Raw genomic sequence first — 18,484 nt, forward strand, 5'->3', positions numbered from 1 at the left:
CGGGCGGGGGCCTATGCGCGCAGGCGGAGGCCTCGCGGCGTGGCGATGAAGCCTGCTGATTCCAGGAGGGTGCCTGTGGGGGACGTCAGGGCTGCGGCGCCGTTGATGCGTTCCACCGTGACGGTGCCCAGGGATCCGGCCTTGGCCGCCGCGGCCAGGGCCTCGGCCGCCGTACGGAGGCGGGGGTCGTCGGTGGGGGTGCTGTCGGGGGTGGAAGGCCAGGCCAGGAGGGTCTTGCCGCCTCGCTCCATGTAGAGCGTGAGCTCGCCGTCGACGAGGACGACCAGGGAGCCCGCCTTGCGGCCCGGTTTGTGGCCGGCCTCGGTCGGGGGGTCGGGCCAGGGCAGGGCGGCACCGTAGGCGTTGGCAGGGTCGGCGGCGGCCAGGACGACCGCCCGGGAGGTGTCCGCAGTGGTGTGCCTGCGATGGGGGAAGCTCGAGCCGGGGGTGGGCGGCGGGTAGTCCCGCGGCGAGATGTACTCGTCCCGGGAGGCCGGGGAGGGCCGTGTGCGTCCCGGTGCGGGGAAACCGTCGGGGGCTTGGGGGTCCAGGTCGGTGGACGGGTCGAAGGGGCCGAAGGCGTCCGCCCAGTCGAAGTCCTCGGGCGTGGTGCCGGCATCGGCGGGGGCGTCGAGTCCCGGGCCTCCGGGAGCGGAGGCCGGGACGGGCTCGCCCCGGTCGCGGGCGTTGGAGACGGCTCGTAGGCGGTCCACCGCTCCGTCCATGGCGAACTGTGCGGCGCCGAGGCCCTCCACCACGTAACCGCGGCGGGCCTGGCCGCTGTCCTCGAAGGCGGAGAGAATGCGGTACACCGCCGAGAAGCCGCCCTCGACGCCCTCCGCCGCGACCGCTCCGCGGGTGACGACGCCGTGGCGGTCGAGGAGGGTGCGGGCCAGGGCGTGGGCGCGCACGGTCGGGTCGGGCTCGCGTGGGGGCAGCAGTGACCAGCGGCCCGCTGCCGTCGGCGGGCCGGTGCGGGAGGCGCTGCGAGCCGAGGCGGTGAGGGAGCCGTAGCGGCCGCGCGGGACGCTGCGTTTGGCGCGGTGGGCGGTGGAGCCGGCGGTGCGGCCCGAGCCCAGCAGGGAACGCATGGGGGTGAGGGTGTCGTTGGTGAGCCGGCCGGACCAGGCCAGGTCCCATACGGCGTCGGCGAGTTGAGGGTCGGTGGCCTCGGGGTGGGTGGTGGCGCGGACCTGGTCGGCGATCTGACGGAAGAACAGCCCGTAGCCGCCGGCGAGGGCGTCCAGGACGGACTGGTGCAGTGCCGTCAGCTCCAGGGGGTGGGGCGGGGGCAGGAGGAGGGGGGCCGCGTCCGCGAGGTAGAGGGAGACCCAGCCGTCCTTGCCGGGTAGGGCGCCCGCTCCGGCCCACACGATCTCCCCGGCGGCGGTGAGTTCGTCGAGCATGGCGGGTGTGTAGTTGGTGACGCGGGACGGCAGGACGAGCTTTTCCAGGGCGGAGGCGGGCACGGACGCGCCCTGGAGCTGCTCGACCGCGCGCACCAGTCCGTCGATGCCCCGCAGGGAGTGGCCCTTGCCGATGTGCTGCCACTGCGGGAGGAACTGGGCGAGGGCCGGGGGCGCCACCGGTTCCAGTTCGTGGCGCAGGGCGGCCAGGGAGCGGCGTCGCAGCCGGCGGAGCACGGTCGCGTCGCACCACTCCTGGCCGATGCCCGCCGGATGGAACTCTCCCTGTACGACGCGGCCGCTCGCGGCGAGCCGCTGCAAGGCGCCCTCGGTGACCGCCGTGCCCAGGCCGAAGCGGGCCGCGACCGTTGCCGAGGTGAACGGGCCGTGGGTGCGGGCGTACCGCGCGAGGAGGTCGCCGAGGGGATCCTTGACGGGCTCGGTGAAGGCCTCCGGGACGCCGACCGGCAGCGCGGTGCCGAGGGCGTCGCGCAGGCGGCCCGCGTCCTCGATCGCCGCCCAGTGGTCGGCGCCGGCGACCCGGACCCTGATCGCGCGGCGGGCTCGGGCGAGCTCCTGCGCCCAGTGCGGTTCCGCGCCCCGCTGGGCCAGCTCCGCGTCCGTGAGCGGGCCGAGGACGCGGAGGAGGTCCGCGACCCCCTCGGCATCCTTGACGCGGCGGTCCTCGGTGAGCCACTGGAGCTCCCGCTCCAGCTCGGTCAGCACCTCGGCGTCGAGCAGTTCCCTGAGCTCCGCCTGGCCGAGCAGCTCGGCCAGCAGGCGGGAGTCCAGCGAGAGGGCCGCCGCGCGGCGCTCGGCGAGCGGCGAGTCGCCCTCGTACAGGAACTGGGCGACGTACCCGAAGAGGAGGGAGCGGGCGAACGGGGAGGGCTCGGGGGTGGTGACCTCGACCAGGCGGACCTTGCGGGACTCCAGGTCGCCCATCAGCTCCACGAGGCCCGGCACGTCGAAGACGTCCTGGAGGCACTCGCGGACCGCCTCCAGGACGATCGGGAACGAGCCGAACTCGCTCGCCACCTCGAGCAGCTGGGAGGCGCGCTGGCGCTGCTGCCACAGCGGGGTGCGCCTGCCGGGGTTGCGGCGGGGCAGCAGGAGCGCGCGGGCCGCGCACTCGCGGAAGCGGGAGGCGAACAGGGCCGAACCGCCGACCTGGTCGGTGACCACCTGGTCGACCTCGCCCTTGTCGAAGACGACGTCCGCGGCGCCCACCGGGGCCCGCTCCGCGTCGTACTCCGTGCCGATCGCGGCCGGGTCCCGGTCGAGGAGGTCCAGGCTCATCAGGTCGGCGTCGGGCAGCCTGAGGACGATGCCGTCGTCGGCGTGCATGACTTGGGCGTCCATGCCGTAGCGCTCGGAGAGCTTGGCGCCGAGGGCGAGCGCCCAGGGGGCGTGGACCTGGGCGCCGAAGGGGGAGTGGACGACGACCCGCCAGTCGCCGAGCTCGTCGCGGAAGCGCTCCACGACGATCGTCCGGTCGTCCGGGATGTGGCCGCAGGCCTCGCGCTGCTCGTCGAGGTAGGACAGCACGTTGTCGGCCGCCCAGGCGTCCAGGCCCGCCGTGAGGAGACGCAGGCGGGCGTCGTCCTTGGGGAGCGAGCCGACCTCGCGGAGGAACGCGCCCACCGCGCGGCCCAGTTCCAGGGGGCGGCCCAGTTGGTCGCCCTTCCAGAAGGGCAGCCTGCCCGGGACGCCGGGGGCGGGGGAGACCAGGACGCGGTCGCGGGTGATGTCCTCGATGCGCCAGGAGCTGGTGCCGAGCGTGAAGACGTCCCCCACGCGCGACTCGTAGACCATCTCCTCGTCCAGCTCACCGACCCTTCCGCCGCCCTTCTTGGGGTCGGAGCCGGCGAGGAAGACGCCGAAGAGGCCGCGGTCGGGGATGGTGCCGCCGGAGGTGACGGCGAGGCGCTGGGCGCCGGGGCGGCCGGTGATCGTGCCGGCGATGCGGTCCCAGACGACGCGCGGGCGCAGCTCGGCGAAGGCGTCCGAGGGATAGCGTCCGGCGAGCATGTCCAGGACCGCGGTGAACGCGGACTCGGGCAGGGAGGCGAAGGGGGCCGCCCTGCGGACGGTTGCCAGGAGGTCCTCGAGCTGCCAGGTGTCCATCGCGGTCATCGCGACCAGCTGCTGCGCGAGGACGTCCAGGGGATTCGCGGGGACCTTGAGGGACTCGATGGAGCCGGTCCGCATGCGCTCCGTGACGACCGCCGCCTGGACCAGGTCGCCGCGGTACTTCGGGAAGACCACGCCGGTGGAGACGGCGCCGACCTGGTGGCCCGCGCGGCCGACGCGTTGCAGGCCGGAGGCCACCGAGGGGGGTGACTCGACCTGGACCACGAGGTCCACCGCGCCCATGTCGATGCCGAGTTCGAGGCTGGAGGTGGCCACCACCGCGGGGAGACGGCCTGCTTTGAGGTCCTCTTCGACCAGGGCGCGCTGTTCCTTGGAGACCGAGCCGTGGTGGGCCCGGGCGATGACCGGGGGAGCGCCCTGGGCCGCGCCCGAGCCGCCCATGAGCTCCGCGGGGGCGTGGTGTTCGTCCAGGGGTTCGCCGGTGGCCCGCTCGTAGGCGATCTCGTTGAGGCGGTTGCAGAGGCGCTCGGCGAGGCGGCGGGAGTTCGCGAAGACGATCGTGGAGCGGTGGGACTGGACGAGGTCGGCGATGCGCTCCTCCACGTGGGGCCAGATCGACGGACGCTCGGCGCCCTCGTTGCCCTCGGCGACCGGGGAGCCGCCGAGTTCGGCGAGGTCCTCCACGGGGACCACCACCGAGAGGTCGAACTCCTTGCCCGACTTCGGCTGGACGATCTCCACCTTGCGGTTCGGGGAGAGGTAGCGGGCGATCTCGTCCACCGGGCGGACGGTCGCGGACAGCCCGATACGGCGGGCCGGCTTCGGGAGGAGTTCGTCCAGGCGCTCCAGGGAGAGGGCCAGGTGGGCGCCGCGCTTCGTGCCGGCCACGGCGTGGACCTCGTCGAGGATCACCGTCTCGATGCCGGTGAGCGCGTCGCGGGTCGCCGACGTCAGCATCAGGAACAGGGATTCCGGGGTGGTGATCAGGATGTCCGGGGGACGGGTGGAGAGGGCTCGGCGCTCGGCCGCGGGGGTGTCGCCCGAGCGGATGCCCACCTTGACCTCGGGTTCGGGCAGGCCCAGGCGGACGGATTCCTGGCGGATGCCGGTGAGGGGGCTGCGGAGGTTGCGCTCCACGTCCATGGCGAGGGCCTTGAGGGGGGAGACGTAGAGGACCCGGCAGCGCTTCTTGGGGTCGGCGGGTGGGGGTGTGGAGGCGAGCTGGTCCAGGGCGGCGAGGAAGGCGGCGAGGGTCTTGCCGGAGCCGGTGGGGGCTACGACCAGTACGTCCGAGCCTTCTGCGATGGCCTGCCATGCGCCTGCCTGGGCGGTGGTGGGGGCGTCGAAGGCACCCGTGAACCAGCCGCGGGTCGCGGGGGAGAAGGCGTCGAGGGCGCGGTGTGCTGGGCTGACCATGCGTTCCATCCTGCACCCGGGCACTGACATCGGGGCGGCGGTCTGGTTTGTCTGCGGCTGGGTGGGGGCGAGCGTATTTGGGCGCAGTTCCCCGCGCCCCTGGGGCCTGCGGCGGCCCGCGAGGCTTCGGTGGGGGCTTGTGCACCGCGTGCTGGTGCGTTGTGGGTTTCCTTCGCGCCGTACGCGTCTGCACGAGCGTCCACATGGCCCACCCAGGGGCGCGGGGAACTGCGCGACCGGCCACGACGGACCTTTGGGCGTCCAACGACCTCACCCGGCAGAATGGGCGTATGGCGGGTTCCGACGAGCGGGCCAGGCACTGGCGGTATGCCGCGTTGCCCGGGGTCGACCTGCTGCGGGCCCGGTATGTGCGGAAGACCTTTGTGCGGCATACGCACGAGAACTTCGTGATCGCTGCCATTGCCGAGGGGGTCGAGGTCTTTCACCATCGGGGGGCCGATCAGCACGCGGGGGCCGGGGCGCTGGCGTTGGTCAATCCTGATACGGCTCATACCGGGCGGGCCGGGGTGCCCGAGGGGTGGCGGTACGGGGCCGTCTATCCGTCGCCCGAGGTGGTGGCCGGGATCGCGGCCGAGACCACCTCGCTGCGCGGTACGCCGGGGTTCGTGCGGCCCGTGCTCGACGATCCGTATGCCGTGGGTCTGGTGCACGAGGTGCTGCGGGCCGCCGACGAGGGGAACGCGCTGGCCGCCGACACCCTGCTGCGGGTGGCCGTGACGCGGTTGCTGCGGCTGAACGGTGGGGTTCTGCCGGAGCGGGACGTGCGGTCCGCGGGAGCGCGGGTGGCGGTGCGGGCGCGGGCCGTGCTGGAGGAGCGGATGGCCGAGCCGCCCTCTCTGGAGAAGCTGGCGGCTGATCTCGGGACCAGTCCGTTCGCGCTGTTGCGTGCCTTTCGGGGGCTGTACGGGATGCCGCCGCACACGTGGCTGACCGATGCCCGGGTGCGACGGGCCCGGCGGTTGCTGGACGCGGGGGCCGGCCCGGCCGTGGCCGCCGTCGAGGTGGGGTTCACCGATCAGTCTCATCTGAACCGGCACTTCACCCGGATCGTCGGTGTGCCGCCCGGGGCCTACCAGCGGGAGCGCAAGAACGTACAAGACTCTTCCGGACCGCTGCTCCTAGCGTCCGAGAGGTGGCAGAACAGAGCGCACTCGCAGATCGCCAACCCGACGGTGGCGGAAGGCCGGACTCCGCCGTCGTCCGAGACGCCCTCGGAGTCGGGGTGGCCGTCGGACTGTCCGGTTTCGCCTTCGGGGTGACCGCGGCCGGCAGTGGGCTCACGCTGCCGCAGACCTGTGCGCTCAGCCTTTTGGTGTTCACCGGAGCGTCCCAGTTCGCTCTGGTGGGCGCTCTCGCGGCCGGGGGGAGCCCTTTCACGGCCGCGGCCGGGGCTTTCTTCCTCGGGGTGCGCAACGCGTTCTACGGGCTGCGGCTGTCCCAGCTGCTTGCTCTTCCGCGTTTCCTGCGGCCCTTCGCCGCGCAGTGGGTCATCGACGAGACCGCCGCGGTCTCGCTGGCGCAGCCCACGCGGCGTGCCGGTCGGATCGGGTTCGCCGTCACGGGGCTCACCCTCTATGTGCTGTGGAACCTGACCACCTTGCTGGGGGCCCTGGGCGCCGACGCGATCGGGGACACGCGCGCGTGGGGGCTGGACGCGGCCGGGCCGGCCGTGTTCCTCGCGCTGCTCGCGCCCATGGTCAGGAGTGGCACGGAGCGGGCCGTGGCCGGGCTCGCCGTGCTGCTGGGGCTCGGGCTGCTTCCGGTGCTGCCCGCCGGGGTGCCGGTGCTGGCGGCCGCCCTCGCGGCGCCTCTTGTCCTGTGGGTGCGAGGGCGTCGCGAGCGCGAGAAGGGGGAGGGGCGGTGAGCACCTGGATCGCGATCGGCGTCACCGCCCTCGGTTGCTACGTCGTCAAACTTCTCGGACTGCTCGTGCCCGCGGGCGTGCTCGACCGGCCCTTGGTGAAGCGCCTTGCCACACTGGTGCCGGTGGCACTCCTGGCCGCGCTCACCGCTCAGCAGACCTTCGCCGACGGGCGGGTGCCGGTGCTCGACGCGCGGGCCGCGGGACTGGCAGCGGCCGCCCTGGCACTGCTCCTGCGGGCGCCGTTCCTGGTCGTGGTCGCGACCGCGGTGGTCGTGACGGCGGGGGTGCGGGCTCTGGGTGCCTGAAGGGCGGTCACACCCGCGCGGGGCGGCTCAGCCGACGCCGCGGCCGTACGCGCGCAGGGTGCGCAGTGCCTCGATCGTCACCATGGGGCGCGCTTCGAGGGTGGTGGACGGTGCCCAGGGGCGCCACCGGATCGGCCAGCCGCCGTCCTCCTGCTGTTCGGCCGCCAGGTGGTCCAGCGAGCGGGCCATCTCGTCGTCGGTGAACCACGCGCGCGCGAGTGAGTCCGGAGTCGTCGCGTAGTCGTGCGGGAAGTGGTGCTCGCCCGGCGCGTAGCCCGGGGAGACGGGGAACGCGGCGAGGTTCGCCGGGTCCAGCACGGCCAGTCGTCGCTCGCGCACCAGCCGGCCCAGGCGGTCCGCGGTGGCCTGCGCGCGCGGGCGGTCGGGGACGGAGTCCAGGAAGGTCAGGGCCGCCCTGATCTCGTACGGGTGGGACACCTGGAGGGACTCCACCGCCTGCCAGCAGAAGTCCGTGGCCCGGAACAGCCAGGCGTGCCACACCTCGTTGCGGTGCAGCAGGCCGACCACCGGACCCGTGGCGAGCAGCTCGCTCGGCGGGGCGTCCACCACCGGCAGGAACGGGGCCGTCGGATAGCCGCGCTGGGCGGGAGTGACGGCGGGCAGGGCGCCGTCCGGGGTGGAGACGGATGTGAGATAGCGGCACACGCGTTCCACCCGCTGTCCGCCGCAGCGCCCCACGGCGTCCAGGATCCGCAGGGCGTGAGCGATGTGCAGGGGCTGGCTGACCGGGCCGCGCAGATCGGGCTCCAGGGCGTGGCCGTAACCGCCGTCCGGGTTGCGGTAGGCATCCAGAGCCGTCTCCACCGGGTCGGGGCCGCCGTTCAGGAAGTGGTACGCGAACAGCCGCTGTTCCAGCACGCGCGCGGTGAGCCAGACGAAGTGCTCCGCGCGGAAGAGCGGGGAGTGCGCCGGTGGCGTCTGGGGGAGTGGGAAAGCTCCTGTTTCGGGCATGCGACAGACCGTAGGGCGGAAAGCGGTCTCGACAAGCGGTCCCGGCCGAGGCCCACTCTCAGGGGCGGGATACTGGAGTCATGCGGTTGACGGTCTTCTGGCAGCGGATGGCGGAACACTTCGGTCAGGGGTACGCCGACACCTTCGCGCGCGATCATGTGATGACGGAGCTCGGCGGACGCACGGTGCACGAGGCGCTGGACTCCGGCTGGGACGCCAAGGACGTGTGGCGAGTGGTGTGCACCGTGATGAACGTTCCCGCGGAGAGGCACTGAAGAGCACTGACCGGTCACGAAGATCGCAGCAGGGCAGCCGAATGTCAGTGCCGTGGGTGAGACTTGCTCCGTGGCACCCACTGACGAGTCCGGGCAGACAGCCCCGCAGGCACCTCCGCCCGGCACGACGCCGCCCGCCCGGCCCCCGGCCGCAGGCGCCGGGCCGGACGCCCGCATGCCGCGCTGGCTGCCGCGCGCCATGGTGCTCGCGCTCGCTCTCATCGCCGTGTTCCAGCTCGGCAGTTGGGCCTTCCACCAGCTCATAGGGCTGCTGATCAACATCCTCATCGCGTTCTTCCTGGCCCTGGCCATAGAACCCGCGGTGAGCAAGATGGCCGCGCGGGGCATGCGCAGGGGACTCGCCACCTTCCTGGTCTTCTTCGCGGTGCTGATCGTGTCGGCGGGCTTCATCGTGCTGCTCGGGTCGATGCTCGCCGGGCAGATCATCAAGATCGTCGAGGACTTCCCCGACTACCTCGACTCCGTCATCAGCTGGATCAACGGGCACTTCCACACCGACCTGAAGCGGGTGGACGTCCAGGAGGGCCTGCTGCGCTCCGACTGGCTGCGCAACTACGTGCAGAACAGCGCCACCGGCGTCCTGGACGTGTCCGCCCAGGTGCTCGGCGGGCTCTTCCAGCTGCTGACGATCGTGCTGTTCTCGTTCTACTTCGCCGCAGACGGGCCCCGCCTGCGCCGCGCGATCTGCTCCGTCCTGCCGCCCGCCCGGCAGGCCGAGGTGCTGCGCGCCTGGGAGATCGCCGTCGACAAGACCGGCGGCTACCTCTACTCGCGCGGTCTGATGGCGCTCGTCTCAGGAGTCGCGCACTTCATCCTGCTCCAGGCCCTGGAGGTGCCGTACGCGCCCGTGCTGGCCGTGTGGGTGGGCCTGGTCTCGCAGTTCATCCCGACCATCGGCACCTATCTCGCGGGCGCCCTGCCCATGCTGATCGCCTTCACGGTCGACCCCTGGTACGCGCTGTGGGTCCTGGTCTTCGTGGTGATCTACCAGCAGTTCGAGAACTACGTGCTCCAGCCCAAGCTGACCTCGAAGACCGTCGACATCCATCCCGCGGTCGCCTTCGGCTCGGTGATCGCGGGTACCGCCCTCCTCGGTGCTGTCGGTGCCCTGATCGCGATCCCGGCGGTCGCCACGCTCCAGGCGTTCCTCGGGGCGTACGTGAAGCGGTACGCCGTCACCGACGACCCGCGGGTGCACGGCCACCGCAAGCGGGGTGAGGGGCCCTCGCCGGTCACGCGCGTGCGTGCCCTGTGGGAGCGGCGGCAGGGGACGCATGACTCCACCGACGGGGACGAGTCGGCCTGAGTCCGCCGGTTCAGTACGTGAGGGCGGCCCAGAGTCCGGCCCCGGCGACGGCCGTGACGTAAGCACCGATCGCCGCGTACAGGAGCCTGCGCCGCAGCGTCTCGCTCCACCGCGTCCGGGACAGCAGCCAGGCCAGTGCGGGCAGGACCAGGACGGCGTGCAGGCTCACACCGTGCAGCGGCTTGAGCGGGGCGGTCGAGTGGTAGGCCGCCTCCTGGTGTCCGGTTCGGGTGAGGACGACCCCGCGCGCGATCATCGCGGCACCCGAGGCGAGCGCCACGAGCAGGATCGCGAACCCCGAGCGCACCGCGAGGTCCATGCCCGCGGGGCCCGAGGGCCGCTGCCGGAACGACGCGACGGCGAACACGGTCAGCAGGACCACGAGGACGCCCCCGCCCACCGCGAGCGTCATGGACACCGCCGTGTCGAAGGGCGTCTCCATGTCGAGATGCGAGGGCACCCGGCGCCACGCCTGGAGGGTGATGCCGCCGACCTCCACCACGCAGTCGGCCGCGAACACCGCGAGCAGCACGGCACGCGTGCGTGCGCCGACGCGCAGATACGACGTCACCCAGGTGACCGCGATCAGCGTCGCCCCGAAGGACAGCCCGAACGTCACCGGCTTGCGCCAGGAGACCGGTCCGTCCCAGGGGCCGCCGTCCACGGCGAACACCCCTAGGTGAACGAGCCCGGAGACGACGAGCAGGAGACCGGTGGCGTGGCAGAGCCGCTCCACGCGGCGTACACCGGGGGCCTGCGGCATTGGCGTGACGACTTCGGCGACCGTGGCGGCGACGAGCGAGGAGTCCTCCGACGAGAGGAGGTTCTTGGTCTTCCGGGTGTTCATGGCTCAAGACTGGCGAGGACGCTCCCCGGGGGTCGTCGTACGGCCGAAGGCACCTGGAGTACGCCGCGGGCAGTAGCCGGCCCACCGGAGAGGGCGGTCGACGGAGGCTTCTGAAGGCGGTCGGGAGCCTGTCGGGGGAAGTCACTCGGGTGCCGCGTGGTGCGCTTGACACGTAAATCGAACATCCATTCTTATGGAAGCTCCGGTCAAGTCGACGGCGGGTCATTCGGCATGATTTGCCGGGAGAAGTACCCGAGTTATCCACAGGCCGGACGGGCGTCAGGGCGCATTGTCAGTGGCAGGCGTTAGCGTCTTTGACGTGAAGCGATCGACTCAAGCAAATCGGGTGGAACCCATGGCAGGAACCGACCGCGAGAAGGCGCTCGACGCCGCGCTCGCACAGATTGAACGGCAGTTCGGCAAGGGCGCGGTCATGCGCATGGGCGAGCGGCCGAACGAGCCCATCGAGGTCATCCCCACCGGGTCGACCGCGCTCGACGTCGCGCTCGGCGTCGGCGGCATCCCGCGTGGCCGTGTGGTGGAGGTGTACGGCCCGGAGTCCTCCGGAAAGACGACCCTGACCCTGCACGCGGTGGCCAACGCCCAGCGGGCCGGCGGCCAGGTGGCCTTCGTGGACGCGGAGCACGCCCTCGACCCCGAGTACGCGCGCAAGCTCGGCGTGGACGTCGACAACCTGATCCTCTCCCAGCCGGACAACGGCGAGCAGGCCCTGGAGATCGTGGACATGCTGGTCCGCTCCGGTGCCCTCGACCTGATCGTCATCGACTCCGTCGCCGCGCTCGTGCCGCGCGCGGAGATCGAGGGCGAGATGGGCGACAGCCACGTCGGTCTCCAGGCCCGTCTGATGAGCCAGGCCCTGCGGAAGATCACCAGCGCGCTCAACCAGTCCAAGACCACCGCGATCTTCATCAACCAGCTCCGCGAGAAGATCGGCGTGATGTTCGGCTCGCCGGAGACCACGACCGGTGGCCGGGCGCTGAAGTTCTACGCCTCGGTGCGTATGGACATCCGCCGTATCGAGACCCTGAAGGACGGCACCGACGCGGTCGGCAACCGCACCCGCGTCAAGGTCGTCAAGAACAAGGTCGCGCCGCCCTTCAAGCAGGCCGAGTTCGACATCCTCTACGGCCAGGGCATCAGCCGCGAGGGCGGTCTGATCGACATGGGCGTGGAGCACGGCTTCGTGCGCAAGGCCGGCGCCTGGTACACGTACGAGGGCGACCAGCTCGGCCAGGGCAAGGAGAACGCGCGCAACTTCCTGAAGGACAACCCCGACCTGGCCAACGAGATCGAGAAGAAGATCAAGGAGAAGCTGGGCGTCGGCGTGCGTCCCCAGGAGCCGGCCGCCGAGCCGGGTGCGGACGCCGCGGTGTCCGCCGCCGCGGACGACGCCGCGAAGGTGCCTGCTCCGGCGGCCGCGAAGGCGACGAAGGCCAAGGCCCCGGCCGCCAAGAGCTGATCCTCTACCGTGCCTGATTCAGAGACATGGCTAACCGACCGGGCCGAGTACGAGGACGCCCCGCGAGGGCGGGGCGGTGAGCGCGACGGGGGTTCTGCCGGGCCGGGCGGCGACGAGTACGCGGACGACGGTGCGGGGCACAGGGCGGACGGGGGACACGGCCGCCCGGTGTCGCGCGGCTCGCGCCGGTCCGCCGGCGACGGGCCGGCGGGAGGCGGTGTGGACGGGGGCTTCGGCCATGCGCTGAGGTACGGCGACGGCCGGCCCTACCTGGTTGGCCGCCCCGGTGACGGCGCCACCGCCTCGCAAGGCGGTGGGGCGGGCGGGGGCGCGGGGCACGACCGTGAGCCGTACGGTGACGATCCGTCGTACGGCGGTGGCGGGTCGTACGGAGACGGCGCGTCGTACAGCTCATACGGCGACGGTTCTTCCCACGGCGATGACGGTCCCGTGTACGGCCGTGAAGAGGCGGCCGTGCAGGGCTTCGGGGCGGCCGGAGCAGCCGGACGGGGTTCGCGTCGCGGTGACGGCGGCGCTCCCGGACGGGGCGGTCCCCGTGGGCGTCGGCAGCGCCGGCGCGGCTTCGGGGACTCGCCCGGTGAGGACGGAGGCGGTCCTTCCTCGGCGAGGGCCGAGAAGGGGGAGCCTCCGGCGGACCCGGTGGAGCGGGCGCGGGCGATCTGTCTGCGCCTGCTCACCGGGACCCCGCGCACCCGCAAGCAGCTCGCCGACGCCCTGCGCAAGCGGGAGATCCCGGACGAGGCCGCCGAGGAGGTGCTGTCGCGGTTCGAGGAGGTCGGGCTGATCAACGACAGCGCGTTCGCGGACGCCTGGGTGGAGTCGCGGCACCATGGCCGGGGCCTCGCCCGGCGGGCGCTCGCCCAGGAGCTGCGGACCAAGGGCGTCGACTCCACGCTGATCGACGAGGCCGTCTCCCAGCTCGACTCCGAGCAGGAGGAGGCGACGGCGCGCGAGCTGGTCGAGCGCAAGCTCCGGGCCACCCGGGGCCTCGACCGGGACAAGCGGCTGCGCCGCCTCGCCGGGATGCTGGCCCGCAAGGGCTACTCCGAGGGCATGGCCCTGCGGGTAGTCAGGCAGGCACTGGAGCAGGAGGGGGAGGAGACGGAGTTCCTCGGCGACGAGGGCTTCTGAGACGGGGGTAGATCCGGGGGGATCAGGATTCCGGCCGCACCGACGGCGGGCCGGGCGGGCTCACTGCCAGTCCTCCGGCCGTTCCACGTGCTCCAGGCGCAGGATCTGGCCCGTGCGGCTGTAGCGGCGGATCTGGGGGAGCGGCGGGTAGTAGGCGTGGACGGAGACCGCGTGGACCTCGGCGGACTCGTTGAGGACCTCGTGGACATGGTGCTGTCCGAAGGAGCGGCCCTTGCCGGCGGGCAGGCGGCGCTCACGGTCCACGTCGTCGGAGAGTTCGAGGGTCTTCCAGCCGTCGGCGGGCAGCCGGGCGGCGAGGGAGTTCTCCTTGAGCTCACCGGCCGCGGTGATGAACGCGCCGACCGACTCGGCGTGGTCGTGCCAGCCGGTACCGGTGCCGGGCGGCCAGCCGATCAGCCAGGCCTCGCTGCCGCCCGGGCCCTCCAGGCGCACCCAGGTGCGGCCTTCGGGGTCGAGCGGGAGCGAGTCGATCAGCTCGGTGTCGGCGGCCGTACGCCGGACGAAGTCGAGGAGTTCGGCCTGGGTGGGCGCGGCGACGGCGGAGACAGAGGGGAGGGCAGACACGGGTACCGTCCTGAGAAGAGTTCGCGGAACCGCAGTGCCGCTCAGCAGCGGCACGCGAGAAAGAAAGTGGCGAATTCAGCAGGACGGGCGACACACGCAGCCCGCATAGCGGACGAGGTCCATATGGACCCTCCGCCACAGGCGCACACAGGTGTCGGTCACGATGCGGAGTACACCATGACGCCCAGGGACCTTTCAACTCACTGTCACTATGTGGACGCACAGTGACAGTGAGCACGTCAACGGGGGCCGGCCCCCGTGCCCGCCTCGGTCCTGGCCGACGGTCCGCCCAGTGCCGTCTCGGCCGCCGAGTACAGATCGGCCGGGCGGACACCGCTCAGGGCGGTGACGAGGTAGCCGTCGGGCCGTACGAGAAGGACCGTGTGCGGGGCGGCACCCGGGTACTCCTCGGCGACCAGGAGCTCGGCGGAGTGCGGCAGCGCGGTCACCGCCGCGGCCAGGCGGGGCATGATTCCGGCGCTCACCCAGTGCTTGCGCTCCCACACCCCGGTGCCCGGCGCGACCAGGACGACCAGCAGCGCGCCCCGGCCAAGGCGCTCGTGCAGCCGTACGAACGAACCGTCCTCGGCGGTGACCCGTACGTCCGTGACCGACGCGCCCGGCGGGGTGTCGACCAGTACCTCTCCTTCGAGGTGCCGGGGTGCCAGCGGTGAGTGGGCGTACGACCCCGGCGCGCCGAGCGGACCGCGCCCCAGATGGCCGTCCGTGAGCAGCGCGTCGTGGCCGCGGGCCGAGCCCGGGACGACCGAGCGCAGGCCGCCGCCCCCGCGCAGCAGCGGCAGCGCCTGGTCGGCGGCGCGCAGCCGCGCGGAGACGATCGCGCGCCGCTCGGCCTGGTAGCTGTCGAGAAGCCCCTCGTGCGGCCCGTGGTGCCAGGCCAGGGCCAGCTTCCAGGCGAGGTTGTCGGCGTCCCTCAGGCTCTCGTCGAGCCCCTGGGTGCCGAGCGCGCCGAGGCAGTGCGCCGAGTCCCCGGCGAGGAAGACCCGCCCGGCGCGCCAGCGGCGGGCCAGCCGGTGGTGCACGGTGTGGACGCCGGTGTCGAGGAGTTCGTACGGCGGTGTCGGGCCGCCCGTCCAGCCCGCGAGGGTCTCCCGGACGCGGGTCACCAAAAGTTCGGGCGTGACCAGGTCCTTGCCCGGGGGCAGGAGCCAGTCCAGGCGCCACACGCCCTCCGGGAGCGGGCGGGCGGAGATCTCCCCGGCCGACTGCCCCGACGTCCGCCACGGGGGCGTCCGGTGCAGCAACGCCCAGTCCTCGAAGGGAAGTTCGGTGCGCAGGGCGGCGACCGCGTGGCGCTCCACCGCCGTACGGCCCGGGAAGCGGATGTCCTCCAGTTTGCGCACGGTGGAGCGCGGGCCGTCGCAGCCGACCAGGTAACTGCCGCGCCACCACGTGCCCTTGGGGCCGCGGGTGTGGGCGGTGACGCCCGAGGGCTCCTGCTCGACGGTGTCGAGCCTGCTGTCCGTGACGATCTTCACCAGCCGCTCCTCGGCGAGGGCGGTGCGCAGGGCGCTCGTCAGGACGTGCTGGGCGAGGTGCAGGGGGGCGTGCCCGGTCTCCTCGAAGTCGACCTCGCGCATCACCTGCTTGCGGCGCATGGACCGCCATCCGGCCCAGTGCGCGCCCAGCCCGGTGACCGGGACCCCGGTCAGCCGGGACATCAGGGCGGCGGTGTCCTCGTGCAGTACGGCGGTGCGGGCCAGGCGGGGTTCGTCCTTGCCGGGTCCCTCGTCGAGGACCACGGAGGGGACCTCCTGACGCGCCAGCGCCAGGGCGAGCGTGAGCCCGACGGGCCCCGCTCCGACGATGATCACCGGGTCCACGGTGCGGCGCCTCCTGACCGCGGCGGAGTCCCGAGGGACGTTTGTGAGCAGGAGGTTGGAGCAGGGTGCACGATCACAGAACGTATGCAACCTATTGCCGGTGCTTGCGTCAAGTGACGGAGGGCAGTGGCGATCATGCCACTGCCCTCCATGCCCCTCAAGTCACTTGACTGCGCATCAGATCATCGGGGCGGCTTGTCGTTGAAGGTGAATCCGCTCGGGCCACCGCCCTCACCGCCGGTCCCGAAGGTGCCGCCGATCGCGGCCGGGTTCATCTCCGTGTCCTCACCGAGCACCGCCCCCGTGCTCTTCTTGCTGCGCCGCAGCCGCTGCTCCAGCCAGCTCGCGAAGCTGGTGAGGATGAAGTTGACGATGATGTAGATGATCGCCACGACGATGAAGCTCGGGATGACGTTGGCGTAGTTGGCCGCCAGCGTCTGGCGTGCGTTGAGCAGCTCGGTGAAGCCGAGCATCACGCCGCCCAGCGCGGTGTCCTTCACGATGACCACCAGCTGGCTGACGATGGCCGGCAGCATCGCGGTGACCGCCTGCGGAAGCAGGATGCTGGTCATCGTCTGACCCTTGCGCAGACCCACCGCGTAGGCCGCCTCCGTCTGCCCCTTGGGCAGCGACAGGATTCCGGCCCGCACGACCTCGGCGAGCACCGAGGCGTTGTAGAGCACCAGACCGGTGACCACGGCGTACAGGGGGCGTTCCTCGCTGCTGATGTTCAGGGAGGAGCGGACGTAGAGCTCGTTGGCGAACAGCATCAGCAGCAGGACCGGGATGGCCCGGAAGAACTCGACCACCGTGCCGGCCACACCCCGGACCCAGGCGTGGTCGGACATCCGGGCGATGCCGAAGACCGCGCCCAGGGGCAGGGCGATCACCATGGAGATCGCCGCGGCCTTGAGGGTATCGGCGAGGCCGGGCAGGAGGTAGGTCGTCCAGGCCTCGCCCGTGGTGAAGGGCTGCCAGAGGTCCCACTCCAGCTGGTTGTTGTCGTCCATGGTCCGCCACACCCACCACAGCACGAGGGCGAGCAGGAGGGTGAAGACGACGGACAGCAGGACGTTGCGCCGTTTGGCGCGGGGTCCCGGTGTGTCGTAGAGGACCGAGCTCATCGCTTCACCGCCAGTCGCTTGCTCAGCCAGCCCAGGAAGAGGCCGGTGGGCAGGGTCAGTACCACGAAACCGAAGGCGAAGACCGCGCCGATGAGCAGCGTCTGAGCCTCGTTCTCGATCATTGTCTTCATCAGGTACGCGGCCTCGGCGACGCCGATCGCGGCCGCCACCGTGGTGTTCTTCGTCAGCGCGATCAGCACGTTGGCCAGCGGGCCGATGACCGAGCGGAACGCCTGCGGCAGCACGATGAGGCGCAGGGTCTGGCTGAAGTTGAGCCCGATCGCGCGGGCCGCCTCGGCCTGGCCGAGCGGCACCGTGTTGATGCCGGAGCGGATCGCCTCACAGACGAACGCGGCGGTGTAGACGATGAAGCCGAGGATGGCCAGCCGGAAGCTCATGACCTTCACGTCGTCGCCCGCGCCCAGCGTGATGCGGAAGATGTCGGCGAGGCCGAGGGAGGTGAAGACGATGATGACCGTCAGGGGGATGTTCCGGACGATGTTGACGTAGGCGGTGCCGAACCCGCGCATCAGCGGGACGGGGCTGACCCGCATCGCGGCCAGCAGCGTGCCCCAGACGAGGGAGCCGATGCCGGAGAAGAAGGTCAGCTTCACCGTCATCCAGAAGGCGCCCCACAGGCTCGGGTCGTCATAGTCTGAAATAAAGTCGAACACGATCTCCCGCGCTTCCGGGTGTGTGGCGGAGGTATGAGGGGCGCGACCCGCCGCCGCCCTGATCGCGGCGGACGGCGGCGTGCCGGTGGGTTCCCCGCGCAGACGTTCCGCCGGCCGGTCGTCGCCGGCAGGTGCCGCCGACGATCGGCCACACGCGGGCCGGCGCTCCGCGCCCCCTCAGGGGCGCGGCCGAACCGCGGTCGCGGCGCTGCGCTGGTGGGTTCCCGCGTTACTTGACGATGACGCCGATCTTCGGGGCGGGCTCGTTCTTGTAGCCGGCCGGGCCGAAGTTGGCGTCGACGGCCTTCTGCCAGGAGCCGTCGCTGACCATCTTCTCCAGGGCGGCGTTGATCTTGTTCACGGTGGCGGTGTCGCCCTTCTTGACACCGATGCCGTAGTTCTCGTTGCTCAGCTTGAGGCCGGCGAGCTTGAACTGACCCTTGTACTTGTCCTGCGAGGCGAAGCCCGCGAGGATCGAGTCGTCCGTGGTCAGGGCGTCGACGGCGCCGCTCTGGAGGCCGGCGATGCACTCCGAGTAGCCGGAGTACTCACGCAGCTGGGCCTTCGGGGCGAAGTCGTCCTTGACGTTCTGCGCCGAGGTGGAGCCGGTCACGGAACACAGCTTCTCGCCGTTGAGGTCCGTGGCCTCGCTGATCTTGGAGTCCTTCTTGACCAGCAGGTCCTGGTGGGCCAGCAGGTACGGGCCGGCGAAGTCGACCTTCTTCTTGCGCTCGTCGTTGATCGAGTAGGTGGCCGCGATGAACTTCACGTCGCCGCGGGCGAGGGCGTTCTCACGGTCGGCGCTCTTGGTCTCGACGAACTCGATCTGGTCGGGCTTGTAGCCGAGCTGCTTGGCCACGTAGGTGGCCACGTCCACGTCGAAGCCGGAGAAGGAACCGTCGGGCTTCTTCAGGCCGAGGCCCGGCTGGTCGTACTTGATACCGATCTTGATCTTGCCGCCGCCGGAACCCGAGCCCGAGCCCTCGTCCTTGCTGTCGCCGCCGCACGCGGTCGCGGACAGGGCGAGGGCGAGAACGGCTGCCGAGGCGGCGGTGACCTTGCGGAGCTTCATGGTGAACATCCTTTGGGTGGTGAAGA

The 18,484-nt window shown here is 71.8% G+C and carries 16 protein-coding genes; 7 read left to right on the plus strand and 9 right to left on the minus strand.

Annotated features, from left to right (window positions below; genetic code table 11):
• Positions 1-11: 11 nt before the first annotated feature.
• Positions 12-4,916, minus strand: a complete 4,905-nt coding sequence (locus H295_RS0130330) for an ATP-dependent helicase (RefSeq protein ID WP_020139100.1) — start codon at positions 4,914-4,916, stop codon at positions 12-14.
• Between the two features lie 290 nt (positions 4,917-5,206).
• Between H295_RS0130330 and H295_RS43700 the strand changes: the two genes are divergently transcribed.
• The 3 genes from H295_RS43700 to H295_RS0130345 are packed head-to-tail and all read left to right on the plus strand — an operon-like array spanning position 5,207 to position 7,106.
• Positions 5,207-6,196, plus strand: a complete 990-nt coding sequence (locus H295_RS43700; RefSeq protein ID WP_020139101.1) for an AraC family transcriptional regulator — start codon at positions 5,207-5,209, stop codon at positions 6,194-6,196.
• Positions 6,160-6,801, plus strand: a complete 642-nt coding sequence (locus H295_RS45800) for an AzlC family ABC transporter permease (RefSeq protein ID WP_020139102.1) — start codon at positions 6,160-6,162, stop codon at positions 6,799-6,801. The genes H295_RS43700 and H295_RS45800 overlap by 37 nt, the downstream gene beginning before the upstream one ends.
• Positions 6,798-7,106 (plus strand): AzlD domain-containing protein, encoded by a 309-nt coding sequence (locus tag H295_RS0130345; protein ID WP_020139103.1) that lies wholly within the window; start codon positions 6,798-6,800, stop codon positions 7,104-7,106. The genes H295_RS45800 and H295_RS0130345 overlap by 4 nt, the downstream gene beginning before the upstream one ends.
• A gap of 27 nt (positions 7,107-7,133) precedes the next feature.
• Here H295_RS0130345 and H295_RS0130350 read toward each other — a convergent pair whose 3' ends face one another.
• The gene (locus tag H295_RS0130350) at positions 7,134-8,078 is read right to left on the minus strand and encodes a hypothetical protein (RefSeq protein WP_028809884.1); all 945 of its coding nucleotides are present in this window, start codon (positions 8,076-8,078) and stop codon (positions 7,134-7,136) included.
• Between the two features lie 80 nt (positions 8,079-8,158).
• Between H295_RS0130350 and H295_RS0130355 the strand changes: the two genes are divergently transcribed.
• Both H295_RS0130355 and H295_RS0130360 read left to right on the plus strand, forming a co-directional pair.
• Complete coding sequence (locus H295_RS0130355) at positions 8,159-8,353, plus strand: DUF3046 domain-containing protein (RefSeq protein ID WP_020139105.1); 195 nt, start codon at positions 8,159-8,161, stop codon at positions 8,351-8,353.
• A gap of 70 nt (positions 8,354-8,423) precedes the next feature.
• A complete protein-coding gene (locus H295_RS0130360; protein ID WP_078616788.1) occupies positions 8,424-9,680 on the plus strand; it encodes an AI-2E family transporter in 1,257 nt (418 codons plus the stop codon).
• A 10-nt stretch (positions 9,681-9,690) separates the two neighbouring features.
• On the opposite strand, the gene H295_RS0130365 is transcribed toward H295_RS0130360, so the two are convergent.
• Positions 9,691-10,443, minus strand: a complete 753-nt coding sequence (locus H295_RS0130365; protein ID WP_028809885.1) for a hypothetical protein — start codon at positions 10,441-10,443, stop codon at positions 9,691-9,693.
• A 439-nt stretch (positions 10,444-10,882) separates the two neighbouring features.
• On the opposite strand from H295_RS0130365, the gene recA reads away from it, so the two are divergent.
• Positions 10,883-12,007: a recombinase RecA gene (gene recA, locus H295_RS0130370; protein ID WP_020139108.1), complete on the plus strand. Its 1,125-nt coding sequence runs from the start codon at positions 10,883-10,885 to the stop codon at positions 12,005-12,007.
• A gap of 270 nt (positions 12,008-12,277) precedes the next feature.
• Positions 12,278-13,159 carry a recombination regulator RecX gene (gene recX, locus H295_RS45805; protein WP_106960980.1) on the plus strand — a complete coding sequence of 294 codons (882 nt, stop codon included), beginning with the start codon at positions 12,278-12,280 and terminating at the stop codon, positions 13,157-13,159.
• Positions 13,160-13,219: 60 nt separating this feature from the next.
• Here the strand turns inward: recX and H295_RS0130385 are convergent, their stop codons facing one another.
• The 6 genes from H295_RS0130385 to H295_RS0130405 all read right to left on the minus strand — a co-directional run bounded on the left by H295_RS0130385 (position 13,220) and on the right by H295_RS0130405 (position 18,458).
• A complete protein-coding gene (locus H295_RS0130385; RefSeq protein WP_020139111.1) occupies positions 13,220-13,744 on the minus strand; it encodes a cysteine dioxygenase in 525 nt (174 codons plus the stop codon).
• A gap of 75 nt (positions 13,745-13,819) precedes the next feature.
• The gene (locus H295_RS48760; RefSeq protein WP_309506048.1) at positions 13,820-13,867 is read right to left on the minus strand and encodes a hypothetical protein; all 48 of its coding nucleotides are present in this window, start codon (positions 13,865-13,867) and stop codon (positions 13,820-13,822) included.
• 116 nt (positions 13,868-13,983) lie between these two features.
• Positions 13,984-15,588 carry an FAD-dependent monooxygenase gene (locus tag H295_RS0130390; RefSeq protein ID WP_020139112.1) on the minus strand — a complete coding sequence of 535 codons (1,605 nt, stop codon included), beginning with the start codon at positions 15,586-15,588 and terminating at the stop codon, positions 13,984-13,986.
• A 182-nt stretch (positions 15,589-15,770) separates the two neighbouring features.
• Positions 15,771-16,712, minus strand: coding sequence for an amino acid ABC transporter permease (locus tag H295_RS0130395; RefSeq protein WP_020139113.1), 942 nt, complete (start codon positions 16,710-16,712; stop codon positions 15,771-15,773).
• Positions 16,709-17,386: an amino acid ABC transporter permease gene (locus H295_RS0130400; protein ID WP_028809886.1), complete on the minus strand. Its 678-nt coding sequence runs from the start codon at positions 17,384-17,386 to the stop codon at positions 16,709-16,711. Before H295_RS0130400 ends, H295_RS0130395 begins: the two co-directional genes overlap by 4 nt.
• Positions 17,387-17,615: 229 nt before the next feature.
• On the minus strand, positions 17,616-18,458 hold the full coding sequence (locus H295_RS0130405; RefSeq protein ID WP_020139115.1) for a glutamate ABC transporter substrate-binding protein: 843 nt from the start codon (positions 18,456-18,458) through the stop codon (positions 17,616-17,618).
• Positions 18,459-18,484: the final 26 nt, after the last annotated feature.

It is taken from the genome of Streptomyces sp. 351MFTsu5.1 (assembly GCF_000383655.1).
GTDB lineage: Bacteria > Actinomycetota > Actinomycetes > Streptomycetales > Streptomycetaceae > Streptomyces > Streptomyces griseorubiginosus.

Bases quoted from the DNA above. Each gene is read 5' to 3' on its own strand.
- H295_RS0130405 (WP_020139115.1), bottom strand. From the start codon at position 18,458: ATGAAGCTCCGCAAGGTCACCGCCGCCTCGGCAGCCGTTCTCGCCCTC.
- H295_RS43700 (WP_020139101.1), top strand. From the start codon at position 5,207: ATGGCGGGTTCCGACGAGCGGGCCAGGCACTGGCGGTATGCCGCGTTG.
- H295_RS0130365 (WP_028809885.1), bottom strand. From the start codon at position 10,443: ATGCCGCAGGCCCCCGGTGTACGCCGCGTGGAGCGGCTCTGCCACGCC.
- H295_RS0130330 (WP_020139100.1), bottom strand. From the start codon at position 4,916: ATGGTCAGCCCAGCACACCGCGCCCTCGACGCCTTCTCCCCCGCGACC.
- H295_RS0130350 (WP_028809884.1), bottom strand. From the start codon at position 8,078: ATGCCCGAAACAGGAGCTTTCCCACTCCCCCAGACGCCACCGGCGCAC.
- H295_RS0130395 (WP_020139113.1), bottom strand. From the start codon at position 16,712: ATGAGCTCGGTCCTCTACGACACACCGGGACCCCGCGCCAAACGGCGC.
- recA (WP_020139108.1), top strand. From the start codon at position 10,883: ATGGCAGGAACCGACCGCGAGAAGGCGCTCGACGCCGCGCTCGCACAG.
- H295_RS0130355 (WP_020139105.1), top strand. From the start codon at position 8,159: ATGCGGTTGACGGTCTTCTGGCAGCGGATGGCGGAACACTTCGGTCAG.